We start from the raw sequence: 23,374 nt of genomic DNA, 5'->3' as shown, positions 1-23,374 counted from the left end.
GGCATGTATCCTCCTCGCGCAGGACGCGCGTCGTGCTCAGTCCGACGCGTCCAGACAGACACGGTGCGCGAGGCAGGAACGTCGGAAACTCGTTGCTGCGAGAGTCCGAGCGACGATAAGGGCGTTCTCGTCGCACAGATGGCTATCAGCGCGTGAGTGCTACGACCGCGTATAGCGGTTCGATCCGACGATCACCACAGCCGTGGCGACGATAACAAACGCGCTGAACGCGTACCAGAGGACCTCCCCACCCCGGTCCAGATAATCCAGAACGCCGATAGCCGCGGTAACGGCCCCGACGGCGATCAGTAATCCGCCAACAAACCTCGCCAGACCGGTTCCGTCGACTACTTCCTCTGGATCGTAGCCAGCAACGAGTCGAACCATCCCTCGATACCGGATCTGGTATCCGAGCGCGACGGTGAAAATCCCGCTCGAAAGTACGATTGCAAGTCGTACGAGTGACATAAATATGGGTTTTATTTCCGTGGTAAAAATCTTCTATTATCACTTCAGAATTAGAGAGAAAAGATAACAAAATACGGAATTAGGCAAGTACCGATTGTTCTCTTCAACGATTGCAGTTAGAGGATGTCTTTTGATCGTTCTCAATTTAGGCGAGCCTAAACATATAAGGCGGGACGGCCGAAACGGCCACTAATGAGCGATGGGGACTGTACCACGGACGAAACGAACGTGAACGGATCCGACACCGATGCCGACGAGGACGAGTACACCTTCGAGGACGTCAGCGTCGTCATGGGAACCTACAACGAGGAAGCGGCCATCGGCAGAGTGCTCTCGGACATCGAGGAGGTCACCGACGGCCAGGCGGAGGTCGTCTGCGTCGACGGCTCCTCGGATCGCACGCCCGAGATCGCCCGCGAACACGGCGCGACCGTAATCGAACAGCGACCGCAGGGGTACGGCGTCGCCGTCCGCGCGGCGATCCTGGAACCGGACCGGCCGATCGTCGTGACGACCGACTGCGACGACACCTACCCCATGGAGCAGCTCCCGGAGTTCCTCGAACTGATCAACGAGGGGTACGACGTCGTCAGCGGCGATCGGCTCTACCACGGCGCCGACGCGATGCCGGCGTTCAACCGCTTTGGCAACCACGCCTTCGCCGCGATCGCGAGCGTCCTGATGGGCACTCGCGTCCACGACACGACGACGGGGATGCGCGCCTACCGCCGCGACGTCGTCGAATCGATCGAGTGGACCGAGAACACCGGGCTCTCGGCCGAACTCTTGATCCGCCCGCTGATGCGGGGGTACGACGTCCGCGAGCAGCCGATCGAGTACCGCGAGCGCGCCGGCGAGACGAAGCTCGATCCGCTTAAGGGCGGCGCCGAAATCGCGAAATCGGTCGTCAAAGTCTGTCTCGAAGAGCGGTTCGGGCAGTAGCTATTTCGAGTGGGCCGCTGACACCGACACATCAGTGCCGGACGCTCTGCGTGAGCACGAAGACCAGAAGCGCCATCAACAGCGACCCGAGCAGGGTCTCGGCGCCGGCGATAGCGCGGGCCCACCCCTCGACCGGCTGAATGTCGCCGTACCCGAGCGTGGCGAACGTGATGACGCTGAAATAGAGGCTCTTGAGGAACGTTTGGGCGAGGACAGGAATGGGCGTAGCGGTCGGATTGTCGATCTCGTACGTGATCGCGGTGTCGGTACCGACCTCGCGGATCCCGCCGGTCAGCGGGTACAGCCCCGCACACACGAAAATCAGGAGCAGCGAGGTCGCGACGACGCGCCACGGACTCGTCCCGTAGTGCATGATCCACCGCGAGCCCGCGAGCTTGATCGCCTGGAGGTAGTCGCGGGTCAGCCAGGCGTGGCGACGTCGGAAGTGCATCTCGCGCAGGTAGTAGGTGTGGACCCGCTCCGGAAACGCGTTCTCGTCGTAGAGTCGCTGGAGCTCCCGGTAGACCCACTGCACTGAGTCGGCCCGTGCCGTGAAGTCGCCGTCCGACGACGACGTCGCGATCTCGTCTTCGTACACCGTTCGGGTACCGAATTCCGTCTCGAGGTTGAGCCGGACGTCGGTCAGCCCCGCGCGATAGAGCCGCGCGTTTCGGAAGTCGGCACCGCGGAGGTCGGCGAAGACGAACACCGCGTCGTGGAGGTTCGCGCTCCGAAACGACGTCCCGTGGGCGTCGACGTCGCGGAACGTGGCTCGACGGAGATCCGTCCTCGAGAGGTCGGCGTCGTCGAGGACCGCGTTCGTGAAGTCCGCCTCGACGAGCGAGTGGTCCGCGAGAAACGACGACCCGCTCAGCGCCGCATCCTGGAAGTTCGCACCGTCGAGCCGCTCGTCCGACGCCGGCGCGTTCCGTTCGTAGGCCGGCTCGGGAACGACGGTTTCGGTGTGCCAGATACAGCGGTCGGTCTCTCGCCACGTCGGCCGCCAACAGCAAACCGCGCCGGCGTCGTCGACGCCGCTGCTGCTCGTGACGTACCCGCATCGATCTGTAGCCGTAGTCATAGGCGTTCGTGGGGGCAAGCCGAGTCCTAACGCTGGTGCCTGAAATACGCAGCTCCGGTCTCTCTTGGACGATCCCCGTCGATAGCTCGTCGCGGTCTGTCCGCGCCAGCGACGCGACGGACCGCCGCACGGGATCCGTAGCCGATGATCGGCCGGTCGAGACGTTAGCCGTCGGTCCCCCGTTCGTCCGGGACGGTCAGTTCGGTCCGAACGGAGACGCCGTTCGGCGCGCCGTCGGGGACGTACGCCGCTTCGCCGCCGCAGTCGCGGATCGCGGTACACCGTTCGACTCTCGGCGTCAGCGCGCGAACAGTCCCGTCATCCGCGCGGACCGGCAGTTCGAACCGGTAGCTGAAGCTGCCGCCTGGCCCGCGATCGACGAACACCGTTATGCGGACGTCATCCCGCTCCGAGAGTGGAATCGGTTCGCCGTCGGCGTTCCAGTCCGCTCCCCGTACCCGTACCGCGCCGTCGGTAGCGGTCAACCGAACGGTCGTCTCGTCGGAGACGTTCTCGGCGACGTAGGTGGCGCTCGTATCGTTCGTCGCGACGGTCGCGGTGAGGCTCTCGGACCTGGCGGGGACGGCGACAGTGGCGTTCAGTTCGACCGCGGACCCGGACGCGTGCTCGACCGGCTGGAGCCGGGCGTCACTGGGCGAGCCGGCGGTGGGCGACCAGGTGCCTCGATACGCGAGCCGATACAGCGACCGATCGGGGTATTCGTCGACGACGGCGAACGGCCGCTCGTCGATCGCGTACACCCGCTGTCCGTCGAAGTCCGGATCGTTGCGAAGCGCCTGGAACGGGTGGGTGAGCCAGTCGCCGTACGGTGTCGGGAGGAAGACCACCGCCCGTTCGGACCGGTCTATCGAATCCCCTTCGAGGGGCCCGTAGACGCGCTCGTAGGTGTCGGTCGCCGCCGCGTTCCGGTCGATCTTCCCGTCGAGGGTCGCCGCCGTGACGCCACCTACCGCGAGTCCGCTGACGAGCAGCGCCGCGACGAGCGCTGCGCGTGCGGCTCCCGGCGATAGGTGTCGGTCGGCCGTCCGCCGGAGGGCGGCGACCAGCGCCAGCGCGCCCACGGCGGCGAAGGCCGCGAACGGCAACAGGAGATCGAAGTGGTAGTACGGGCCGTGCGTGGCGATCAGCCCGTCGCCGGCCCGGTCGAGGTTCCCGAGGAGGTTGTAGTTCCCCCAGAAGTAGACGTTCCCGACGGGGATCGTGAGCAGTTGTCCGGCGAGGACGCTCTGGCGGGGCGAGAGCCCGCGCCGAACGGCGACGCCGAACCCGACCGCGGCGACCGCCGCACCGAGGACCCCGCCCGCGATCCACTCGGTGACGAACGCGGACAGCACCAGGCCGTTCGACCGTAGCGCCAGGCCGGCGCTGTAGTCAGTTTCGTGATTGAGGATCTGCCGATGCCCGAAGCCGAGCCCGTCCAGCGGGGCAAAGGCCTCGTAGGGAAACAGCAGCGGCGACCCGGTCACGACGGCGTTGTACGCCAGCGCGAGGCCGACGCCCGCCAGGCCGAGGGCCGCCGTCGCGGCCTGGCGCGGGAGCGCCGCGCGGAAGTCGCGTCGGAGCGTCCAGCACGCGTGGACGACGAACGGCGCGGCGAACAGCACCGCGGTGTAGGGGCGCGCGAAGAAGGCCAGGCCGACGACCGCGCCGGCCGCACCGGCCCAGCGCCGATCGCCCGTCCGGTCGGCCCGAAGGTAGCAGTAAGCGAAGGCCAGGTTGAGCATCGCCGTCGGCGCGTACGGTAGGAAGACCGCCGTCTCGATCAGGAACTGCGGCGAACAGAGGACGATCACGGCCGCTGCGATCCCCGTCCGACGGTCGAAGACCTCGCGGACGACCAGCGCGACGAGCGCGAGCACGGCGGCGGCGATCCCCGCGAGCGCGAGACGGGGCGCGCCGACCAGTTCGCCGAGCGCGAAGATCGTCGCGGGCACGGGCGCGTACTTCGGGTAGAGGCGTCCGCCGTCCTCGGCGAAGAACCACGGGCGGAAGACCTCCTCGACGGGCGGGCGAAGGAAGAGCCGCCCGTCCAGCAGCATCGCCGCCTGCTGGAGGTAGACGCCCTCGTCGTGGTTGAGCGAGTGGTACGGAAACAGGTTCGTTGCGAACAGCCAGACGGCGACGGCGCCGGCGAGGGAGACGGCGGCGACCGCCGCCCGCCACGTTCGGCGTCTCATCTCGGGCATCTCGGTTCGGTCGCGCTCGTACATACAGAGCGGTTCACGATCGACTCACCGTCCCTCCTGCGCCAACATCACGGCCATCGACAGGCCGGAAATGACGACGAGAACGAGCGCCGGCACGGCCGCCTGGCCGTAGAGGCCGGCCTCCTCGACCCGCCAGATGTAGGTCACCAGCGTTTCGAACCCCAGCGGGCGGAGCATTAGCGTCGCGGGCAGTTCCTTCATCGTCGTGAGGAAGACCAGCGCGGCGCCGGCGGCGATTCCCGGCAGAATCAGCGGCAGCGTCACCGACCGGAAGGCGCTCAGTCGCGACCGGCCCAGCGTACGGGCCGCTTCGACCAGCTGCTGATCGACCTGAAGCGTCGAGGTCCGGATCGACCCGATCGCCTGCGGCATGAACCGGACGACGTAAGCGAACACCAGCAGCGGCACCGTCTTGTAGACCGACGGCAGCACGTCGAGACTGAAACTGAGCAGCGCGATCGCCAGTACGATCCCGGGCGTCGCGTACCCGACGTAGGGAACGCGGTCGGCCAGCGCCGCCAGGCGCGAGTCGGACGTCGCCGCCCCAATCGCGATCGGCAGCGCCACGAGGACCGACGCGGCGGCGGCCAACAGCGCGACGTACGCCGAGTTGAAGCCGTACTCCCAGTCGAAGCTCAGCCGGCCGACCTGATAGCCGGGACCGCCCGAGAACAGCCACATTCCGAAGACGGCGATCGGCAGCGCGATCGACAGCAGGCCGATGACGGTCGGCAGTAGTATGGCCACGTACCGCCAGGCGCCGAGGTCGAGGTCGGCGGTCCCGCGGTGGCCGCCGCTCTCGTAGGCGCCCGATTCGTCGACGCCGATGCGGGACTCGATCGCGAGGATGATCGCCGTCACGGTCAGCAGCTGCACCGACAGCAACGCGGCGTAGTCGCGGGCGAAGGCGTTGTACCGGGCGTAGATGAACTGCGTGAACACCTCGACTCGCATGATGTTGGGCGTGCCGAAGTCGGCGAGAGCGTACAGCGCCACGAGCAATGCGCCGGCGGTGATCCCCGGGAGGATCCGCGGCAGCGTGATCCGGCGGAACGCCTCCCAGCGGCCGGCGTTGAGCGTCCGCGCCGCCTCCACGAGCGAGCCGTCGAGCGAGAGCAGCGACGCTCGCGTCGTCAGGAAGACGTACGGATAGGTGTACAGCGTCAGCACGAACGCAGCGCCGGCGAACCCGTAGACCGACGGGAGCGACTCGATTCCCAGCGGCGCCAGAAGGTCGGCGAGTTCGCCCTGCGGGCCGAACGCCGAGACGAACGCGAACGCCCCGAGGTAACTCGGGACCGCAAGCGGCAACGCGGTGAGCACGGTCCAGAACCGCGGAAACGGGATGTCTCCCTGAACCGTCAACACCGCAAGCGGAACCCCGAGGAGCACGCTCGCACCGGTGACGACCGCGACGAGCGCGACGCTCCGGACCAGCACCTCGACGGTCTGCGGAGCGACGGCGAGTTCGAGCGCCCGCCCGCCGAGCGCGACGGCGTCGCCGATCAGCCAGGCCAGCGGGAGCACGACAGCGGCCGCGATGGCCGCGGCGAGCAGGGTGAGCCCGACCCCGATCGCGTCGCTCCCGTCGTCGGCGGCCCGCTCGATCGTCTCTACGACCCGCTTCCGGCCGGACATGTTAGCCCGAAACGCCGGCCTCGTCCATTAGATCCAGGGTCGGTTCCAGATCCGCGAGCGCCGCGAGGTCGATGTCCGGCGGGCTCAGTTCGTCGATCGACGGGAGGCCGCCGACCGGCTCGACGCCGGCGATCATCGGGTATGCGAAGCTCCGCGTCGCGAAGTACTCCTGTGCCTCCGCGGACAGCAGGTGACGGATGAAGGCGTCGGCCAGTTCGCCGCGCTGGGTGCCCTGGACCTTCAGCGCGCCGGCGACGTTGATCAGCGCGCCGGCGTCGCCCTCGGTGAACGCGAGGTCGATCGGCGCGTCCGGGTTATCGTTCTTCACGCGCATCGCGTAGTAGTGATTGGCGAACCCGGCCGACAGGGCGCCGTTGGCGACCGTCTGTGAGACGGCGAACTCGTTGCTGTGGCGCTCGGTCCCCGCCTCCTGCATGTCGACGAGCCACTGTCGAGTCTCGTCTTCGCCCCGGGTCAGTCGCATGGCCGTCACGAACGACTTGAACGCGCCGTAGGTCGGCGCCCACCCCATCGTTCCCTGGAGGGCTTCGGTCCCAGGGAACTCCTGAACGGAGTTCGGGATGTCGGAGGCGCTCAATTCGTCGGTGTTGTACGGCACGGCGCGCGCGCGGCCGGCGACGCCGGCCCACGCGCTATCAGCGCCGACAAACTGGTCGTTGGCCACCTCGTCGACGGCCGCGTCCGACAGCGACTCGTAGGCGTCGTTCTCCGCGACGAAGCCGAGCGAGCTCGCATCGATCGACCAGAATACGTCGGCCTGGGTCGCACCGGCGTCGACCTCCTCGACGATCGTCTGGGCCAGCGACGCCGAGTCGTTGTCGTTGGGATGGACCTCGAAGTCGGGGTAGATCTCCTGTAGCATCTCCACGAACTCGTAGTAGATGCCGCCCTCCCCGCCGCCGATGTAAAGCGCGAGGTCCCCGGAGAGATCGGGGAGATCCTCGATGGACGTGCCGTCCGGTGCGGGGCGCCCCTCCGCCAGTGCACCGGAGCCGCGGAACTCCGAGAGCGCCGGCACCTCGGCGTTTTGCCCGCTGTCGAAGAGCCCGAGACAGCCGGAAAGCGAGGCGACGCCGAACGCGGATCCCACCCGTAACGCCGTGCGCCGCGAAACCGTGCGGTTACCACTGTCGTTAGCCATACTCTTTTTAGGCCAACCTAAAAACTTATAGGTGACGATTCAACGGCCCGCAGCGACCTTCACGCGCTCGTCCGCGGCCGTTGACAGTTCCGACAGACACTCGAGCCAGTCGAGCATGTGTTCCCCGACGTAGTTGAAGAAGGCACCGTTGTTGTAGTCCGACCAGTCGCCGTCGGCGAGTTCTCGGGCCATCGCCTCGAAGACCTCGTCGTAGGAGTTGGCGTCGCCCTCGACGTCGTCCTCAGACGGCCCCGCCGTCTGAGCGGCCCGTGGAAACTCCGGTTCCACGCTGTCGACAATCCGCCAGAGGTGCTCGTTGAGTTCGAGCCCCGGGACCTCGTTGTTGAGGTCGTCGAAGGTGCTCCGCGGGGCCTTATTGTGTTCACAGAGGGGCGCGCCGTTGTAGATCCGCTTGCCGAGCACGTCGCAGGCGCGCTTGAGGAAGACGCCCGACCAGATGTCGTCGAAGCGGCCGACGTCCCACTCGTTGTCGTCCATCGGGAGCTGGTAGAACGCGGGGATCACCTCGCGTCGGAAGGCCAGGTTCATCGAGCAGACGGTGAGGTAGTTGCCCCGCGCGGCGACGAAGTCGTCGTCGAAGTCCTCGTGGCTCGTCCGCGTCTGGGCCTGGCCCTCGAGGTCGCCGTCCATGAGGATCCGGACGGCGTCCAGGTCAGGGACGTTGGTCCACAGGCCCTGCGAGGCGACGACCTGGCCGCCCTCGACCTCGGTCGCGTCGGTCTCGACGGTCTCGCCCATCGCGGAGTAGGGGTACCCCCGCGGGTAGAGGCCGTGCTCGTCGGCGTTCTGGTAGAGGACGTTGACCCACTGCTCGTCGGAGGACACTTCCTCGATCTCGCCCTCGAAGGCGAGGTTCTCCATGTGCGTCCCGAAGAAGTCCTCCTCGGGGTGGGGCAGGGTGTCGTCGTCGATGAAGAAGCCGTAGTCGAACTCGTCGCGGGCCCACATGTAGAGCAGCCCGAAGCTCGTCTCGGCGTGGCTCGCCGCCGGAACGACGTGCTCGTACTCCTCGATGCCGCGTTCGGCGTACCACTCCTCGCGGCGGCTGCCGTCGAAGACCTCGCCCGAGACGCCCTCGTCCTCGAGCATCGCTTCCATCGCGTCCGTTTCGCAGAAGTCCTCGGTAACGAGCACGACGTGAAGTCGAGAGAGGTCGAACCCGTGATCCCGAGCGTTGTCGAAGTACGAGCGCATGCACTCGTACTCCCGGATCGTCGGGACGATGACGCAGATGTCCTGACTCATTGCCCGCTATCTTTTAGGCTTGCCTAAAAAACTGCCGGTTCCGCCCGTCGGCTCGGTCTCTGCATCCGCCGCGTCCGACAGCGAGAGGCCCAATGCGGCGACTGCACCCGTCCCGCCGACCAGCGTCACGCCGTTTTTCAGCGCGTGGTCGACGATCGCGGCGGCCAGGGCCGTGCTCGCCCCGACGGGAGTGAGCCCGACCACGAGCGCCGTGAACGCGGCCTCGTAGAAGCCGACGCCGCCCTGTGAAAGAGGGAGCACCTTCGCCAGGTTGCCCACGCTGACCGCCAGCGTCCCGACCGAGAGCAACGCGGCGATCGGAAGGCCGCCGTCCAGCGCCGCGAAGACGAGCACCGCGGTGAGCACGTCGAGCGCCCAGATCGCCAGGCTCGCGGCTCCGATCGTCGCCGCCGCCTGCGGCCGCCGCGCGACGACCTGCACGTCGCCCGCGAACCGGAGCGCGGCCGCGACGGCCCCCTCCAGCCGCGGGCGACCGCGGACCCGGGCACGGAGCCAGGCGCCCGGACCGCAATCGATCCGTGCGGACGTGACCACGACGAAGCCGACACCGATTGTCGCCGTGCTCACGACCCCCGCCGCCAGGAGCGCGGTCCGGGCGGCGCCGGCCTGCGCGGCGATTTCGAGCGGCCCAGCCGCACCCCCGAGCGCGAGCCACGCCGTCGCCAGGCTCGCCAGAACGGCGATGGTCGCGAGGTCGAACACGCGCTCGACGGCCAGCGACGCGAAGCCGGCGGTATAGGGCACGTCTCGGCGGGCGTTGACGACGTACGCGCGGGCCGCGTCGCCGGCCCGCGCCGGGATTGCGAGGTTGACCGTCTGGCTGACGAAGACCGCCAGCGTGCAGAAGGCCGTCCCGCCGCGGTGGCCGATCGTGGCCAGGACGTCCCCGTACCGACGGCCCCGAAGCGGCCAGGAGGCGGCGTAGACGGCGACCGCGGCCCCCAGCAGCCGCGGGTCGGCGCTGGCGACGTCGCCGACGACCGTTCGGACGTCGATATCGCGGAGCGCGACGACCAGGCCGACCAGTACGAGCGCCGTCCCGGCGATCGTCAGTCGGCGGCGAGTCAGGGACGCGGCGAGCCCGCGGCTCTCGGAGCCGGCGTCGTCGGACCGCGCCGATTCGGCGTCGCCAGGCGCGGCGTGCGAGCCCGGTCTCTCGCCCCCGTCGGTCATGTGCGAGTCCTCTCTAACCCAGATATTTAAGCCCACCTAAAACCCGGCAGGGCGGGCTCGATGAACGCTCTCGAGACGTTTCAGGAAAATCAAATGTCGGCGGGGACCGCCGCCGTCGGCCGCCGCCTCAGCGGAGTTCGTCGATGATCTCGCGGGTCGCGCGGCGGACCGCCCGATCGCTCGAGAGCCGCGGTTCCCAGCCCAACGCCGCAAGCTTCTCGATCGAGAGGCGCATCTTCGGCACGTCGCCGGTCCACCCGCGGTCGCCGCCGGTGTGCTCGAACTCGGGGTCGAGGCCCATCTCGTCGGCGACGATGGCCGCGATCCGGTCGACCGAGGTCGTCGTCCGCGTGCCGAGGTTGTAGGTATTCATCGCGTCGTCCGCGTGCGCGATGACGTGGAGCATGGCGTCTAAGCAGTCCTCGACGTGGAGATAGGACTTCGCCTGGCGGCCGTCTCCGAGGATCGTCAGCGTCTCGGGATCGTCCCGGAGCTTCTCGACGAAATCGGGGATCACCGCCCCGCGCAGGCGCGGACCGACGACGTTCGCGAACCGGAAGTTCCAGACGGTCAGGTCGTGGCTGTGGGCCCGCGCCGACAGCAGCCCCTCGTCGGCCAACTTGCTGGCTCCGTAGGCGCTGATCGGCTCGAGCGGCGCGTAGTCCTCGGGCGTCGGCCGCGGCGCCTCGCCGTAGACCGTCGAGGACGAGGTGTAGGCGATCTCGGTCACGTCGGCCGCGGCCATCGCCTCGAGGACGTTCCGGGTCATCCGCGTGTTATCGTCGAACTGCCCGTGAGGGCGGTCCGTGTCGACGTGCTTCGACGCCGCCAGGTGAACGATCAGGTCGACGTCGTCGAGGCGGCCCGCGAGCGCGTCGGGATCGGTCAGATCGGCCTCGACGAACTCGGCGCCGTCGGGGACGCGATCGGCGGTCCCGTTCGACAGGTCGTCGACGACGGTAACCTCGACGCCGTCGGCGACCAGGCGCTCGGTCAGGTGCGAGCCGATGAAACCGGCGCCGCCCGTCACGAGGACGTGCCGGTCCGAGAGAGCGCGGGAGTCGGACATAGTCGATGGTTCACCGACGCGGTGTTAACCCTGTTGGGTTTCGTCGGGTTTCGCCGTTGCTGCAGGCGTCGAACCGGCAGACGAGAAAAGCGAAACCGGCGAGACGGAATCGAAACTGCGATCGCGAGCCAGGTGGACGGCGCGGAGCGCGGAGGCTTAGACGCCGGTGGAGTAGCGGAGGATCCCGGCGAAGCCGCCGAAGGCGTTGTAGAGCTGTTCGCCCTTCTCGAAGTCCGTCGAGATGAACTTGGTCTCGGTACCGCGCTGTTCGGCGATCCCGATGAGGTGGTCGATGGCGTCCTCGCGGTCCTCCTCGTCGGCCTCGATCTCGGTATCGCACTCGGTGCAGGTGTGGGTCGGCGTCGCCTTGCGGCGGTCGATGACCTCGCGCTCGGTGGCGCCGCACTCCGGACAGTCGTAGGTGACGACGTCCTTCCGGAGGTCCTCGCTGATCAGGAGCCGGTCGACGGCGCCCATCACGAGGTTTCGACGGGTCTGCTCGAACCCGTAGGTCGCCAGGTCGCCCGCGTTGAGTTCCTTGAAGAACTCTTCCATCTCCTGCTTGTCCTTCATCACCTCGGCGTCGGCCAGGGCGTCCTCGGCGTTGTCGACCAGGTCTTTCAGGCCCGACTCGTCGGTGTAGGCGACGTCGAACTTGCCAAGGACCTGGTCCTGAAGCTCGTGGTGGAGGTAGTCGCCGTCTAAGAACTCGTCTTTGGTCGGCGAGGGACCGCCGACGAGGATGCCGTCGAGTTCGTGGCGCTTGGGGACGAACAGGTCGTTCGCCATCCCTGCGACCTCCTGGTAGAAGTTGTCGATCGCCTCGAGGCGCAGGCGGGCGAACCGCTGTGCGGACTGGCCCCCTTTGCGCTGCTTGCCGGGGACCAGCGAGGAGGCCGACTTGACGGGTTCGACGCGTTTGCCCTTCAGCCAGCCGACGTTAGCTTCGCGGCGGTCGAGGACGACCAGGCCGTAGAGGCCCTTGTCCGCCATCATCTCTTCGAGCGGCTCGGTGAGGAACTCCGAGTCGCAGTGGTAGCGGAACGACTCGACGGGCTGGGGCGGGCTCTCTAAGACGTTCGTCACCATCTCGGTGCGGCCGCCGCCGGAGTCGACGGCGCCGGAGAACAGCACTATCCCGTTCTCCGGCGGGTAGGTGTCGTAGTAGCGCAGCCGGTCTTTGATGCTCGTCAGCGCGTCCTGGACGGCCGTTCGAGTCTGCTTTGACTTGATGTTGGCCGCTTCGCTGTGCTCCTGGGTGACGTGCTGGACCACGTCGCTTATCTGTCTATCATCTGGAACGTAGATCGTCACGAGCTGCGTTCCGGAGCCGTCGTACTCCTTGAGATCTTCGAGAACCTTCCGGAACTCGTATTTCTTCCGGTCGGATTGCTCCTGCTCGCCCTCCTGGCTCATTGTCCGTACAAAACGGTGCTGTGGGTAAGAATCCTTTGACACACCCGTCGACGTGTGACCTGCTGTCGCGTCCGACCAGCGCCGTTGCCCGCCGACTCAGCCCACCCACGGGACGATCGAGGGCGGCTGCGACTGCCCGCGTCCCCGACGTGTCGGCGACGCGTAACGACGAGTGAGGTGAGGTCACGATTTAAGGTGTTGCCGTTCCACAGTCCGGACAGTATCCGAGTATGTCTCACGAGACGGTCTATGCTATCGCGAGCGGGAAAGGCGGCGTTGGGAAGACGACGACGACGGTCAACCTCGGCACGGCCCTCGCGGAGGCCGGCGAGCGCGTCGCCGTCCTCGACGCCGACCTCGGCATGGCGAACCTCGCCGGGTTCGTCAGCCTGACTCCCGACTCCACCACCCTCCACGACGTGTTAGCCGGCGACGCATCGCTCGACGACGCGACCTACCGCCTGGCGGACGACATCGTCGCCGTCCCCAGCGGCACCAGCCTCGACGACTACGCCGAGACCTCCCCCGAGGGACTGCGCGAGGTCGTCGACGACCTCCGCTCGCGGTTCGACTACGTCTTCATCGACGTCGGCGCCGGCATCAGCCACGAGACCGTCCTGCCGCTTGGCCTGGCCGACGCCGTCGTCCTCGTCTCGACGCCCGAACCCGCCGCCGTCCACGACACGAAGAAGACGGTCGAACTCACCGACCGCGCCGGCGGCGAGGTCGCCGGCCTGGTCCTCACCCGCACTCGCGAGGGCAGCGACCTCTCCCACGACGAAATCGCCGATCGCCTCGACGCATCCGTACTCGGTTCGGTTCCCGAAGACCCCGCGGCCCGCGATAGCGTCTACGCCGGCACGCCTCTGGTCGTCTTCGAACCCGAGGGACCCGCAGCCGTCGCCTACCGACGCCTCGCCGCGGACCTAACCGGTGTCGATATCGACGAACCGACCGCAGACGACGGCGCCGATGACGACGCGCCCGAGGTGACCGTGCCCGACGCCGACCGGACGCGATCGGACGACTCCGACTCGGAGTCGAGCGCGACCGGTCCGACCGACGCGGACGACGACGGTCGCGAGGCCGCACACGACGACGTTTCGAGCGCGATCACGGAGGCCGAGTCCGACCGCTAACCGTTCGATTCCCGGTTCCCTCTCGGCCGGGCGCCGTCGCCGCGGTCGAACACGGTCGACGAACCCTCGATAAACGCCGGTAAGCGGTGCCTTACACTGCCAATACGGTGTTGCTCCGACGATTACTATCGAATGCGGTGATTACTTCGAAGACGTGACTGTCGCCGTTGACTGACAGTCACGTCCGGGGTTTCGTTCGGCCGGTTCGCCGGTTCACTCGGACTCGACCCGTTTGGCAGTCGTTTCCGAGACGATTCTTGCGACCGGAACGATCCGAATCCGTCGGATCCGATGACGGACTCGATAACGAACTGATTACTAATCATGACTGTTCTCGATGGGTCTCCCATGGAGCGACGAAAGATCCTCCTTGGCAGTGGTGCCGCGCTCGCAACCGTCCTCGCCGGTTGTTCCAGTGACGAGACCGGCGACGAATCGAACCCGAACGACGACGACGAACCGCTCAACGACGATGACGGCAGTTCCGACGGTGACGACGGTGACGACGAACCGGACATCCCGGGGCTCGATCACGACAAGCTGAAGATCACCAGCGATAAGATCTCGATCGAAGACGTCAGCAAGGACGACGACAAGGTCGACATCGTCGCGACGACGACGACGACCGATCCCGACGAACTGATGGCGGAACTCGAGACCCTCGCGAACGACATCGCCGGCGCGATCACGGATCCCGAGGCGTTCGCGGGCGCGGTCAACAGCGTCACCTGGGTGCTCGAGAACGACGGCGCCAAGGTGATGTCGTTCTACATCGACGTCCAGTGGGCGATCCAGTACATCAACGACGAGCTCAGCGAATCGGAGTTCGCCGACCGCGTCCTCGCGACCAGAGGCGAGGTCCAGTAGCGATACGCCCGTCGGCCCAGCGACACCCGTGTTCTTTCGGTCCGAAGCGAACCCGAGAGCCGCGGGTGGCGGTGTCTCCGCGGTCTCGCGGTCGCGGTCGCTTACATCGAACGCGGTGCGTCCACGCCCAGAATCGCCAGCGCGTTCGCGACCGCGTGTTTCGAGGCGGCGACCAGCGCCAGGCGGGCCTCGCGGACGTCGGGGTCGACGTCGTCGGCGAGCACCGGACACTCCCGGTAGAAGGCGTTGAACCGGTCGGCGAACTCGCGGGTGTAGGTCGCGATCTGGTGGGGCTCTAAGTCCGCCGCGGCCTCGTCGACGACCGCCGGGAGCCGCGCGATCGTCTCGAGCAGGTCTCGCTCCTCGGGCGTCCCGAGCAGGTCGGCGTCGACGGCCGCGAGATCGAGGGCCTCCTCCTGCGTCTCGATGTCGGCCTCGGGGTCGATCCCCGCCTCCTCTAGGATACCACAGCAGCGCGCGTGGACGTACTGGACGTAGGGTGCCGATTGAGCCTCGAAGTCCAGTGCCCGATCCCACTCGAACGTGATCGCCTTCGTCGGCTGCTTGGCGACGATGTCGTACCGGACCGCGCCGATTCCGACCTGGTGGGCGATGCGCTCGATATCGTCCTCGTCCAGGTCGTCGTCGCGGATGCGGTCGTCAAGCCGGTCCTCGACCTCCTGGCGGGCGCGGTCGATCGCCTCGTCGAGCAGGTCGTCGAGATCGACGCCGGTGCCCCGCCGCGTGCTCATCTTCCCCTCCGGGAGGTTGACGTAGGAGTACAGCACCTGCCGGAGCTGATCGGTGTCGTTATCGAGCAACTCGAGGGTCGTCCGCAGCTGTTCGGCCTGGAGCTTGTGGTCCTCGCCCAGCACCGTCACCGCGCGGTCGTAGTTATCGAACTTCCACTCGTGGTGGGCCAGGTCCCGCGTGGCGTACAGCGAGGTGCCGTCCGACCGCAGGAACACGAGGTTCTTGTCGATGCCGTGGTCCTCGAGATCGAGCTGCCAGGCGTCCTCCTCGTAGACGGCCTCGTCGAGTTCCTTGAGGCGGTCGATCAGGTCGTCGGCCGACCCGTCGCGCATGAACCGCGTCTCCTTGACGAACTCGTCGAACTCCGCGGGCAGGCGCGCGAGACACTCGGTCATGCCGCCGAGCACCTGGTCGACGACCTCGCTGACCCGCTCGTAGGCCTCGTCGTCGCCCGCTTCGAGGCCCTGCATGATCGACTCGATCTCGGCCTCCGCCTCCTCGACCTCGTCCTCGGGCGCGTTCTCGAGGAAGGCGTTGCCCTTCCGGTAGTAGCGCACCAGGTCGTACTCGATGCGGTCGCGCTCGGGCTCTTCCGCTAAGTCCTCCTCGTCGAACGTCTCGTAGGCCCAGGTGAAGACCGCCATCTGCCGGCCGGCGTCGTTGACGTAGTAGTGGCGCTCGACGTCGTAGCCGGCGTAGTCGAGGACGTTCGCGACGGCGTCGCCGATGATCGGATTCCGCGCGCGGCCGACGTGGACCGGCCCCGTCGGGTTCGCGCTGGTGTGCTCGACGACGACGGACTCCTCGCGGTCCGGGAGGTGGCCGTAGCCGTCGTCGGTCGCTTCCTCGAGTGTCTCGGCGAGGTAGGCGTCGCTCGGCAGGAAGTTGAGGTACGGCCCCTGCGTCTGGATCTCGGCGACGTAGGTCAGGTCGTCGGCGTCGATCTCGTCGGCGATCTGCCCGGCGACCTGCGGCGGCGGCGCGCCGGCTTCGCCGGCGAGTCGGAACGCGACGCTCGAGGCGAGTACGCTCTCGACGTCGTCCGGCGGTTCTTCCAGCCCCAGGTCGTCAGTGGGAAAGTCGAGCGCCGAGAGCGCCCGTTCGAGGGCGTCCTCGACCTCGTCGCGTAGGGAGAGGAACATACCCGCCCGTATTCAGGGCGGGAGTAAAGGAATGTCGGGTTTCGTTTCGGCGGGTCGGAGCCGCGCCGTCACGGCGCGGCTCCGTCGTCGTCACCGGCAGCCGTCAGTCCATCGCCGGCTCGTTGAACGACAGCTCGCGGTCGAACTCCTCGTCCCGGATCGAGTCGGCCGGCAGTTCGGCCTGGACCTTCTCGATCAGGAGATCGATCGCCATTCGGTTCGCGCCCTCGGGGATGATCACGTCCGCGTGCTTCTTCGTCGGCGCGACGAACTTCTCGTGCATCGGTTTGACCGTCTCCAAGTACTGATCGATGACGCCTTCGAGGTCGCGGCCGCGCTCGATCACGTCGCGCTCGATCCGCCGCAGGATGCGGACGTCCGCGTCGGTCATTACGTACACCCGCAGGTCGAGCATCTCCCGAATCGCATCGTCGTGCAGGGAGAGAATCCCCTCGAGGACGATCACGTCCGTGGGCTCGACGGTGATCCGCTCGTCCTTGCGGTTGTGCACCTCGAAGTCGTACTGCGGCATCTCGATCGCCTGGCCGGAGAGCAACGCGTCGAGTTGCTCCCGCAGCAGTTCCCACTCGAACGCGGAGGGGTGGTCGTAGTTGACCTGTTCGCGCTCCTCGAACGCGAGGTGCGAGAGGTCCTCGTAGTAGTTGTCGAGCGGGATCCGCGTAACGGCCTCGCCGACGGTGTCCGCGACCGTACGCGAGACCGTCGTTTTCCCGGCCCCCGTGCCGCCGGCGATCCCGATGGCGAACGACGGTATACTCATCGTCCGAACCTGGATCGGGCCGCTAATGAATCCCTTGATCCCGCGCGCCTCTTTTGGTAGGTTACCGAACCGCGTCTCCGCGGCTCACTCGAACAGCGCGGCGGCCTCGCGGAACCGCCGCTCGTGGACCGGTCGGAACGTCTCGGCGGCGGACTCGAATTCGGCCGGCGTCCAGAAACGAGCGGCCGTGGCGTCGCTGCCCGCGTCCGGCTCGCCCGCGGCGTCGGCTCTGTCCGCCACGTAGTGGACCGTGATCACGTGTTTGCCGTCCCGCGGCGGCATCGTCGACGCGCTCAGAATATTGAGGTCGGCGGGATCGACGGCGACGCCGGTCTCCTCTCGGAGTTCGCGGGCCGCCGCCGTCGCCGGCTCCTCGCCGGTCTCGACGTGGCCGCCCGGGATCGTCCACTCGCCGACGCCTGGCGGGACGCCGCGCTCGACGCAGAGCACGGCCGGCTTCGGGCGGGAGCGGTCGACTACCGCGACGCCGGCACAGGGGACGGGGTTGTGCCAGACGATCGATTCGCAGGTCGGACAGCGCTTGCGCTTGCGTTCGTCGAACGTAGTCGATTCCAGGCGGGTCCCACAGTCGGGACAGAACGTCGGCGGTCGACTTACCATCTATCGGGTCGTCAGAACCGACGCATCATAGGGTTTTCAGTCCGCTTCCCGTCAGTGGCACGACAACGTCCGCGTCCTCGTCGAGGACGCCGGCCTCGCGGTACCAGTCGAGGGCCGCCGGCGCGACCGCGCTGGTCGGCTCGACGTAGAACCCGTTGCGGTGGAGTCGGTCTAACGCGGTCTCGATCGGGTCCGCGTCGAGCGCGATCACGTCGCCGTCGGTCTCCTCGATCGCCTCGAGGATCTCGGAGCCGCGGGCCGGGTCCGCGATGCGGATGCCGTCGGCGACGGTCTCGCCGTCGCCGTCCGCCGCCGTCTCGCCGCCAAGTGCGGCGACGACGGGCGCGTAGCCGGTCGCCTGGGCGCCGAGCAGTCGCGGCATCTCGTCGACGATGCCGGCCTCGTTGAGCAGGGTAAAGCCGCGGTACGCGCCGAGGAAGAGCGTCCCGTGGCCGACCGGCAGGACGACGGCGTCCGGGACGGTCCACCCCTGCTGGGCGGCGATCTCGAACGCGAAGGTCATCGTCCCGGCGTAGAACGCCGGGTTCCAGGCGTGGCTGGCGTACCAGCCCTCGCCCGTCTGGTAGGGCGCCTGGTCCGCTCCCACTGCGTCGCCCTCGACCGCGTCGAGACAGGCCGCCGTGACGTCCTCCCGGTCCCCCTCGATGCGGACCGGCCTGGCGTCGGCCCGCTGGATCGTCATCAGCTTCGACTGCTTGACGTCCGCCGGGACGTAGATGTCCGCGTCGATGCCCGCTCGGGCGGCGTAGGTCGCGATCGCGGCCCCGGCGTTGCCCGAGGAGTCGTCGATGACCTTGTCGACGCCGAGTTCGACCGCCCGCGAGAGGGTCGTCGTCGCGCCGCGGTCCTTGAACGAGCCCGTCGGGAAGACGTACTCGAGTTTGAACTGCGCGTCCCAGTCGGGGGCGTCGACGAGCGGCGTGAACCCCTCGTGGAAGGTGACGTGCGGTTCGATCGGCAGGAACTCGAAGAAGGTCCACAGCCCCTCGCTGGTGTCGAGTTCGCGAAGCGGCAGCGGGTCGCCCTGCGGGTGCGGCCGTTCGGTGAACTCCAAGGCGTGTCCGCAGGCGCACCGCCAGGGCTCGTCGGGTCCGGCTTCGTAGACGGCGCCGCAGTCGGGGCAAGTGAGATCGCCCGCCATCTTAGTACTCGTCGATGTCGGTGCCGACCGAGCAGACGTACTCGCCGGTGGCTACCTGCGGGAGCCGGCGCGCGCGCCAGAGGATGCCCTCGCTGTCGGCCGTGATCTCTGCCTTCGGCTCGCCGAAGGGGGTCGTCACCTCGAACAGGGTCTCGCCCGGTCGCACCCGGTCGCCGAGGTCCTTCTTGAGGTCGACCAGGCCGCCTGCGGGCGTGCCGTACTGCTCGAACCCCTTCGCGCGGGTCTGGGGGTCGACCGGTTGGTCGCCGTCGAGAAAGCCGTAGTACCGGAGGACGTTGAACACGCCCTCGACGCCCTTCCGGATGCTGGTCTCGTCCCAGCCGACGGCGCCGCCGAGTTCGGGGTCGACGGTCGGGATCCCCTTGTCGGGGGCTGCACGGGCCAGTTGCCCGTCCGGTCCCTTCTGGTCGAGAACGTACCCGCAGCCGAAGGCCTTCGCGAGCTCGAGACACTTGTCGTGGAGCCGGTGGCGCTTGCCACAGCGTACGCGGACCTCGTCTAACATCCGGCTGGTCGAGCCCTGATGGAGGTCGAGGATCATGTCCGCCCGGGTCGCGACGTCGAAGGTCGCGGCCGCGATCCGTTCGCTGGAGGTCCCGCCCTCGTTGCCGGGGTAGGCGCGGTTCATCTTCGTGTCGTCGATCGGATTGCGGTGCTCGGCGATCTGGAACGCGTGGTAGTTGACGATCCCGACGATCAGGATCGTACCCGAGAGCTCGGTGGGATCGAGCTGCGGCACGACGTGCCGGATAACGCCGATGCCGTTGAGTTCGTCACCATCACTGGCCGCCTGCATGTACAGCGTCTTCCCCGAGGACGCGCCGTTGACCACGGCAACAGGCAGTCCGAAGGTGCTCCCGTCCCGCGTCTCGCCCACCTCGAGACGGCCCGTATCGATCTCGCCGGGCCCCGCGCTCGCCGTTCCGAGCGTCGTCGTCATATGTCCCTCACGATGAACCCGTTCGCCTTTATACTATCCTTTGAGATCGAACAGACCGCTTCCCGGAACGGGGACGGCGCTCGGATTCGGTCTCTTCATGTTTATTTCTCGAATGAAAACCGGTCCCCGTTCTGATACCGCTGCGGGCCCGTGTCCATGCGAGCGGGTCGGCCGATCAACTACTCAGGACGGCCCGGAGCGCGAACTCGAGGTTCGCCGTCCGCTCCGTGACCCGCCGGTAGAAATAGGACTTCCACCGGTCGCCGTAGGGGACGTACTGCCAGACCTCGTACTCGTCGGCCAGGTCGTACTGCGCGTCCTCGCGCACGCCCATGAGCATCTGGATCTCGAAGTCGGTGCCGTATCTGTCGTGCAGCGCTTTCGCGTGGTCGATCATCGCCGGATCGTGGCTCCCGACCGCGATGCCGCCGTCGTACTGCTCGAACGCGTACTCGAGCAGGTCACGGTACTCCCGGTCGATCCGCGCCTCGTCCTTGTAGGCGACATCCGCCGGCGGGTCGTACGCGCCCTTGACGAACCTGACCTTCCCCGGCACGTCGGCCAGGCGCTCGACGTCCGCGCGGGTCCGCTTGAGGTTCGCCTGGACGCAGACCCCGACGCCGCTGTCGGATTCCGGATCCGACGAGGATCGCTCACCGCCCTCGTACTCGCGGGTGAGGTCCTCGTACGCGTCCAGGGTCGCGTCGGTCGTCGCGTGGTCCTCCATATCGATCCAGACGAAGACTCCGTGTTCGGCCGCCGCGTCGACGATTTCGGCCAGTTCCGCCCGGAAGACGTCCTCGCCGAGGTCCAGTCCCAGTTGGGAGGGCTTGACGGAGATGCAGGCGTCGAGCCCGGAGCCCGCGATGTCCGCGACGAGCGCCCGGTACTCGGCGGCGTCGGCGGCGACGGGCTCGCGTTCGTCGTAGTGCTCGCCCAGCAGGTTGACGATCGCTTTCACGCCGCGCTCGTTCAACCGGCGAACGTGATCGAGCGCCTCCGCGGGCGACTCCCCCGCGACGAACCTGTTCGCGATCGGCGGGATCATAGCGGTCGGAATGACCGCCAGCCGTAAGGCAGTTCCTCCGTTTCTCGCGTTTTCGAACGGGAACGAGAAATCGATGCCGAGCCGACGGCTGGGACCGCAGGCCGCGAGTCGGGACTACTCTCGTTCGATACCCAGCAGCCGCTCGCGCATCGTCCGCTCGCGGGCCGTCTCGGCGAGCAAGACGGAACACTCGACATCGTCGAGGACGTCCAGCACCAGCGACCCTTGGACGAACCGCGACAGCAGCCCTCGCTCGGTCGCACCGATCACCAGTAGCGTCGCGTCCGTGGCCGCGTCGCCGATGGCGGTCTCGACGTCTCGCTCGTCGACGATCAGATCGGCGTCGGACAGCCCGTTCTCGGCGGCCCACTCCTCGAGGAACCGTTCGCCCTCCTCGCGGGACTCGTCCCCGTCGACGGCGTGGAGGAGCGTCGCCCGGGCGTCGAACTCCTCGCGGAGCAACCGGACGACCTCCGCACCGAACACCGAGTCGGGGCCGCCGGCCGTCGGCAACAGGATTCGTTCGGGATCGAAGTCGCGGTCTTTCAACAGTAGGAAGTCGCAGGGAAGGTCCTGGGTCAACTCGTCGAGGCGCGGCTCGGCGCGGCCGTGAGCGGCGGGACCCCACCCCATCACGACCTGGTCGGCCTCGAAGGTGCGAGCGGCGTCGAAAATCTCCGCGAATGAGCGGTGGGAGAGCACCGTGTGCGCCTCGACCGGAACGTCGAACGTTTCGGCGTCGGCACGGGCCTGGTCGAGCAGCTTCTGGGACTCGGCGTCCATCCGCTCGGCGTGCTCGGCGCCCCGTTCGAGCGGCGTCTGGTCGGGGACCTGCACGATGTGGACCGCGTGGACGGTGCCGCCGCGTTGGGTCGCGATGGCGCCGGCGAGCGTGATGAGTTCCCGTTCGGTGCGGGGGTTCGCCAGGGGAACCATCACGCGGAAGTCGTCGTTCGCTCGCGAGGCGGCGGTTTCGGTGGCCTCGGGACTGACCGAGTCGGCCGCGGCCACCGCGGCGTCGGGCAGTTCGGCCGAGCGATCGAGGATCCAGTCGGCGAACACGCCGGCGTTCTCGACGCGCTGGCGCGCGTACAACAGGTACCACACCGCGGCGAAGACGACGAGCACCGCGGAGAGACCGATGACGCGCGGTTCGATGTACGCGATCAGCGCGAACGAGGAGACCGTCCCGACGATCGGAACGAACGGGTACAGCGGGACCTCGAAGTCCGGGTCGTAGTCGGCCGGATCGGCTTCCCGCATGACGATCAGGGCGACGTTCAAGAGCCCGTACACGATCAGGTGGAGGACCGACCCGGCGGTCGACAGCAATTCGAGGTCGCCGATCAGCAGGAAGACGATGATGAGCACGCCGGTGATCAGAATCGACTTGTACGGCGTTCCGAACCGCTGATGGATGTCGTTGACCGACGGCGAGATGATCTTCTCTCGCCCCATGGCGAAGTTGATCCGCGACGACGAGAGGATCGATGCGTTCGCGCTCGAGGCCGTCGCCAGGAGGCCGCCGAACAGCAACATGGCCCAGCCGAACGTGCCGAGGCCGATACCGCCGATATCGTACCGCCCAAACAGCAACTGGGCGGCCTCGACGACCGCCGTCTCGTTGTCCGCCACCAGATCGGTCGGAACCGCCGCCAGCAACACGAGGAGGAACAGCGCGTAAACGGTCGTGACGATCAGCACCGAGCCGATGACCGCCAGCGGGAGGTTCCGACCGGGATCTTTGATCTCCTCGGCGACGGACGTGATCTGGACGAAGCCGAGGTAGGAGACGAAGACGATGGCGGTCACCGGGAGCACTTGATCGGTCGTTCCCGGCGGTGCGAGGGGGCGAAGCGACTCGAGATCGCCGTTCAGCAGGCCGACGACGGTGAACACGGCGAGGATGGCCAGCAGCGTGAGGACGATGGCGATCTGGAGCCCGCCGGTCTCCTTGGCGCCGACGTAGTTGACGGCGATGAACAGCGTGGCGCCGACGAGCCCGATCGTCTGGGCGGCCGACACGGTGATCGGGCCGAGTGCGAGCGCCGGCGCGCCCACGAGCTGGTTGACGTACTCGCCGAACCCGTACATGTAAAACGAGGACGCGAACGCCAACCCCATCCAGTTAGCCCACCCGCTTATCGAGCCGAACAGCGGCCCGAGGGCGCGGTTCACGTAGAAGTACGCGCCGCCGGACTTGGGCATCGCCGTCCCCAGTTCCGAGGCCGACAGCGCCGTGAACAGCGCGGTGACTCCGCCGATGACGAAGGTGGCGGCCGCGAGCGGCCCTGTCCGCGCGACGGCGGTGCCCGGCAACACGAAGATGCCCGCGCCGATCATCGTGCCGATACCGATCGTGATCGCCGAGAGGAGCCCGAGGTCCTTCGCGAGCTCTTCGTCGGCGCTCACGCGACGTCACCTCGTTCCCGCCTG

The 23,374-nt window shown here is 67.5% G+C and carries 19 protein-coding genes; 3 read left to right on the top strand and 16 right to left on the bottom strand.

Annotated features, from left to right (window positions below; genetic code table 11):
- Nucleotides 1–159: 159 nt before the first annotated feature.
- The gene (locus BMY29_RS11930; protein ID WP_049988889.1) at nt 160–468 is read right to left on the bottom strand and encodes a DUF3784 domain-containing protein; all 309 of its coding nucleotides are present in this window, start codon (nt 466–468) and stop codon (nt 160–162) included.
- A gap of 291 nt (nt 469–759) precedes the next feature.
- Between BMY29_RS11930 and BMY29_RS11925 the strand changes: the two genes are divergently transcribed.
- A complete protein-coding gene (locus BMY29_RS11925) occupies nt 760–1,410 on the top strand; it encodes a dolichyl-phosphate hexose transferase (RefSeq protein WP_241471242.1) in 651 nt (216 codons plus the stop codon).
- Nucleotides 1,411–1,441: 31 nt separating this feature from the next.
- Here the strand turns inward: BMY29_RS11925 and BMY29_RS11920 are convergent, their stop codons facing one another.
- The 8 genes from BMY29_RS11920 to prf1 all read right to left on the bottom strand — a co-directional run bounded on the left by BMY29_RS11920 (nt 1,442) and on the right by prf1 (nt 12,464).
- On the bottom strand, nt 1,442–2,491 hold the full coding sequence (locus BMY29_RS11920) for a pentapeptide repeat-containing protein (protein WP_049988887.1): 1,050 nt from the start codon (nt 2,489–2,491) through the stop codon (nt 1,442–1,444).
- 164 nt (nt 2,492–2,655) lie between these two features.
- On the bottom strand, nt 2,656–4,689 hold the full coding sequence (locus tag BMY29_RS11915; protein WP_049988931.1) for an ArnT family glycosyltransferase: 2,034 nt from the start codon (nt 4,687–4,689) through the stop codon (nt 2,656–2,658).
- Nucleotides 4,690–4,743: 54 nt separating this feature from the next.
- Entirely contained in the window at nt 4,744–6,357 is a 1,614-nt protein-coding gene (locus BMY29_RS11910; RefSeq protein WP_049988886.1) for an ABC transporter permease, read from the bottom strand.
- Nucleotide 6,358: 1 nt separating this feature from the next.
- Nucleotides 6,359–7,519, bottom strand: a complete 1,161-nt coding sequence (locus BMY29_RS11905) for an extracellular solute-binding protein (protein ID WP_049988885.1) — start codon at nt 7,517–7,519, stop codon at nt 6,359–6,361.
- A 39-nt stretch (nt 7,520–7,558) separates the two neighbouring features.
- Nucleotides 7,559–8,785 carry an alpha-1 4-glucan-protein synthase gene (locus BMY29_RS11900; RefSeq protein WP_049988884.1) on the bottom strand — a complete coding sequence of 409 codons (1,227 nt, stop codon included), beginning with the start codon at nt 8,783–8,785 and terminating at the stop codon, nt 7,559–7,561.
- 6 nt (nt 8,786–8,791) lie between these two features.
- Nucleotides 8,792–9,979: a lysylphosphatidylglycerol synthase transmembrane domain-containing protein gene (locus tag BMY29_RS11895; RefSeq protein ID WP_049988883.1), complete on the bottom strand. Its 1,188-nt coding sequence runs from the start codon at nt 9,977–9,979 to the stop codon at nt 8,792–8,794.
- A gap of 127 nt (nt 9,980–10,106) precedes the next feature.
- Nucleotides 10,107–11,048: an NAD-dependent epimerase/dehydratase family protein gene (locus BMY29_RS11890; RefSeq protein WP_049988882.1), complete on the bottom strand. Its 942-nt coding sequence runs from the start codon at nt 11,046–11,048 to the stop codon at nt 10,107–10,109.
- Nucleotides 11,049–11,204: 156 nt separating this feature from the next.
- Entirely contained in the window at nt 11,205–12,464 is a 1,260-nt protein-coding gene (gene prf1 / locus BMY29_RS11885) for a peptide chain release factor aRF-1 (protein ID WP_049988881.1), read from the bottom strand.
- A gap of 230 nt (nt 12,465–12,694) precedes the next feature.
- Here prf1 and minD point away from each other — a divergent pair, with 230 nt between their 5' ends.
- Together minD and BMY29_RS11875 are read left to right on the top strand one after the other, a co-directional pair.
- The gene (gene minD / locus BMY29_RS11880; RefSeq protein ID WP_049988880.1) at nt 12,695–13,603 is read left to right on the top strand and encodes a cell division ATPase MinD; all 909 of its coding nucleotides are present in this window, start codon (nt 12,695–12,697) and stop codon (nt 13,601–13,603) included.
- Between the two features lie 348 nt (nt 13,604–13,951).
- Entirely contained in the window at nt 13,952–14,470 is a 519-nt protein-coding gene (locus BMY29_RS11875; RefSeq protein WP_049988879.1) for a DUF8159 domain-containing protein, read from the top strand.
- 101 nt (nt 14,471–14,571) lie between these two features.
- On the opposite strand, the gene argS is transcribed toward BMY29_RS11875, so the two are convergent.
- The 7 genes from argS to BMY29_RS11840 form a co-directional block, all read right to left on the bottom strand.
- Entirely contained in the window at nt 14,572–16,365 is a 1,794-nt protein-coding gene (argS, locus tag BMY29_RS11870; protein WP_049988878.1) for an arginine--tRNA ligase, read from the bottom strand.
- A gap of 103 nt (nt 16,366–16,468) precedes the next feature.
- Entirely contained in the window at nt 16,469–17,146 is a 678-nt protein-coding gene (udk, locus tag BMY29_RS11865) for a uridine kinase (RefSeq protein ID WP_049988877.1), read from the bottom strand.
- An 84-nt stretch (nt 17,147–17,230) separates the two neighbouring features.
- Nucleotides 17,231–17,767: an NUDIX domain-containing protein gene (locus tag BMY29_RS11860; protein WP_049988876.1), complete on the bottom strand. Its 537-nt coding sequence runs from the start codon at nt 17,765–17,767 to the stop codon at nt 17,231–17,233.
- Nucleotides 17,768–17,792: 25 nt separating this feature from the next.
- Nucleotides 17,793–18,929 carry a pyridoxal-phosphate dependent enzyme gene (locus BMY29_RS11855; RefSeq protein WP_049988875.1) on the bottom strand — a complete coding sequence of 379 codons (1,137 nt, stop codon included), beginning with the start codon at nt 18,927–18,929 and terminating at the stop codon, nt 17,793–17,795.
- 1 nt (nt 18,930) lies between these two features.
- Nucleotides 18,931–19,890 carry a succinylglutamate desuccinylase/aspartoacylase family protein gene (locus tag BMY29_RS11850; RefSeq protein ID WP_049988874.1) on the bottom strand — a complete coding sequence of 320 codons (960 nt, stop codon included), beginning with the start codon at nt 19,888–19,890 and terminating at the stop codon, nt 18,931–18,933.
- 175 nt (nt 19,891–20,065) lie between these two features.
- Nucleotides 20,066–20,938 (bottom strand): proline dehydrogenase family protein, encoded by an 873-nt coding sequence (locus BMY29_RS11845; protein WP_049988873.1) that lies wholly within the window; start codon nt 20,936–20,938, stop codon nt 20,066–20,068.
- Nucleotides 20,939–21,052: 114 nt separating this feature from the next.
- A complete protein-coding gene (locus BMY29_RS11840; RefSeq protein WP_049988872.1) occupies nt 21,053–23,350 on the bottom strand; it encodes an amino acid permease in 2,298 nt (765 codons plus the stop codon).
- Nucleotides 23,351–23,374 lie beyond the last annotated feature (24 nt).

The organism is Natrinema salifodinae (genome assembly GCF_900110455.1).
Lineage (GTDB): Archaea > Halobacteriota > Halobacteria > Halobacteriales > Natrialbaceae > Natrinema > Natrinema salifodinae.
The sequence above is the reverse complement of the archived record's forward strand: the minus strand, read 5'-3'. Positions and strand labels throughout refer to the sequence as shown.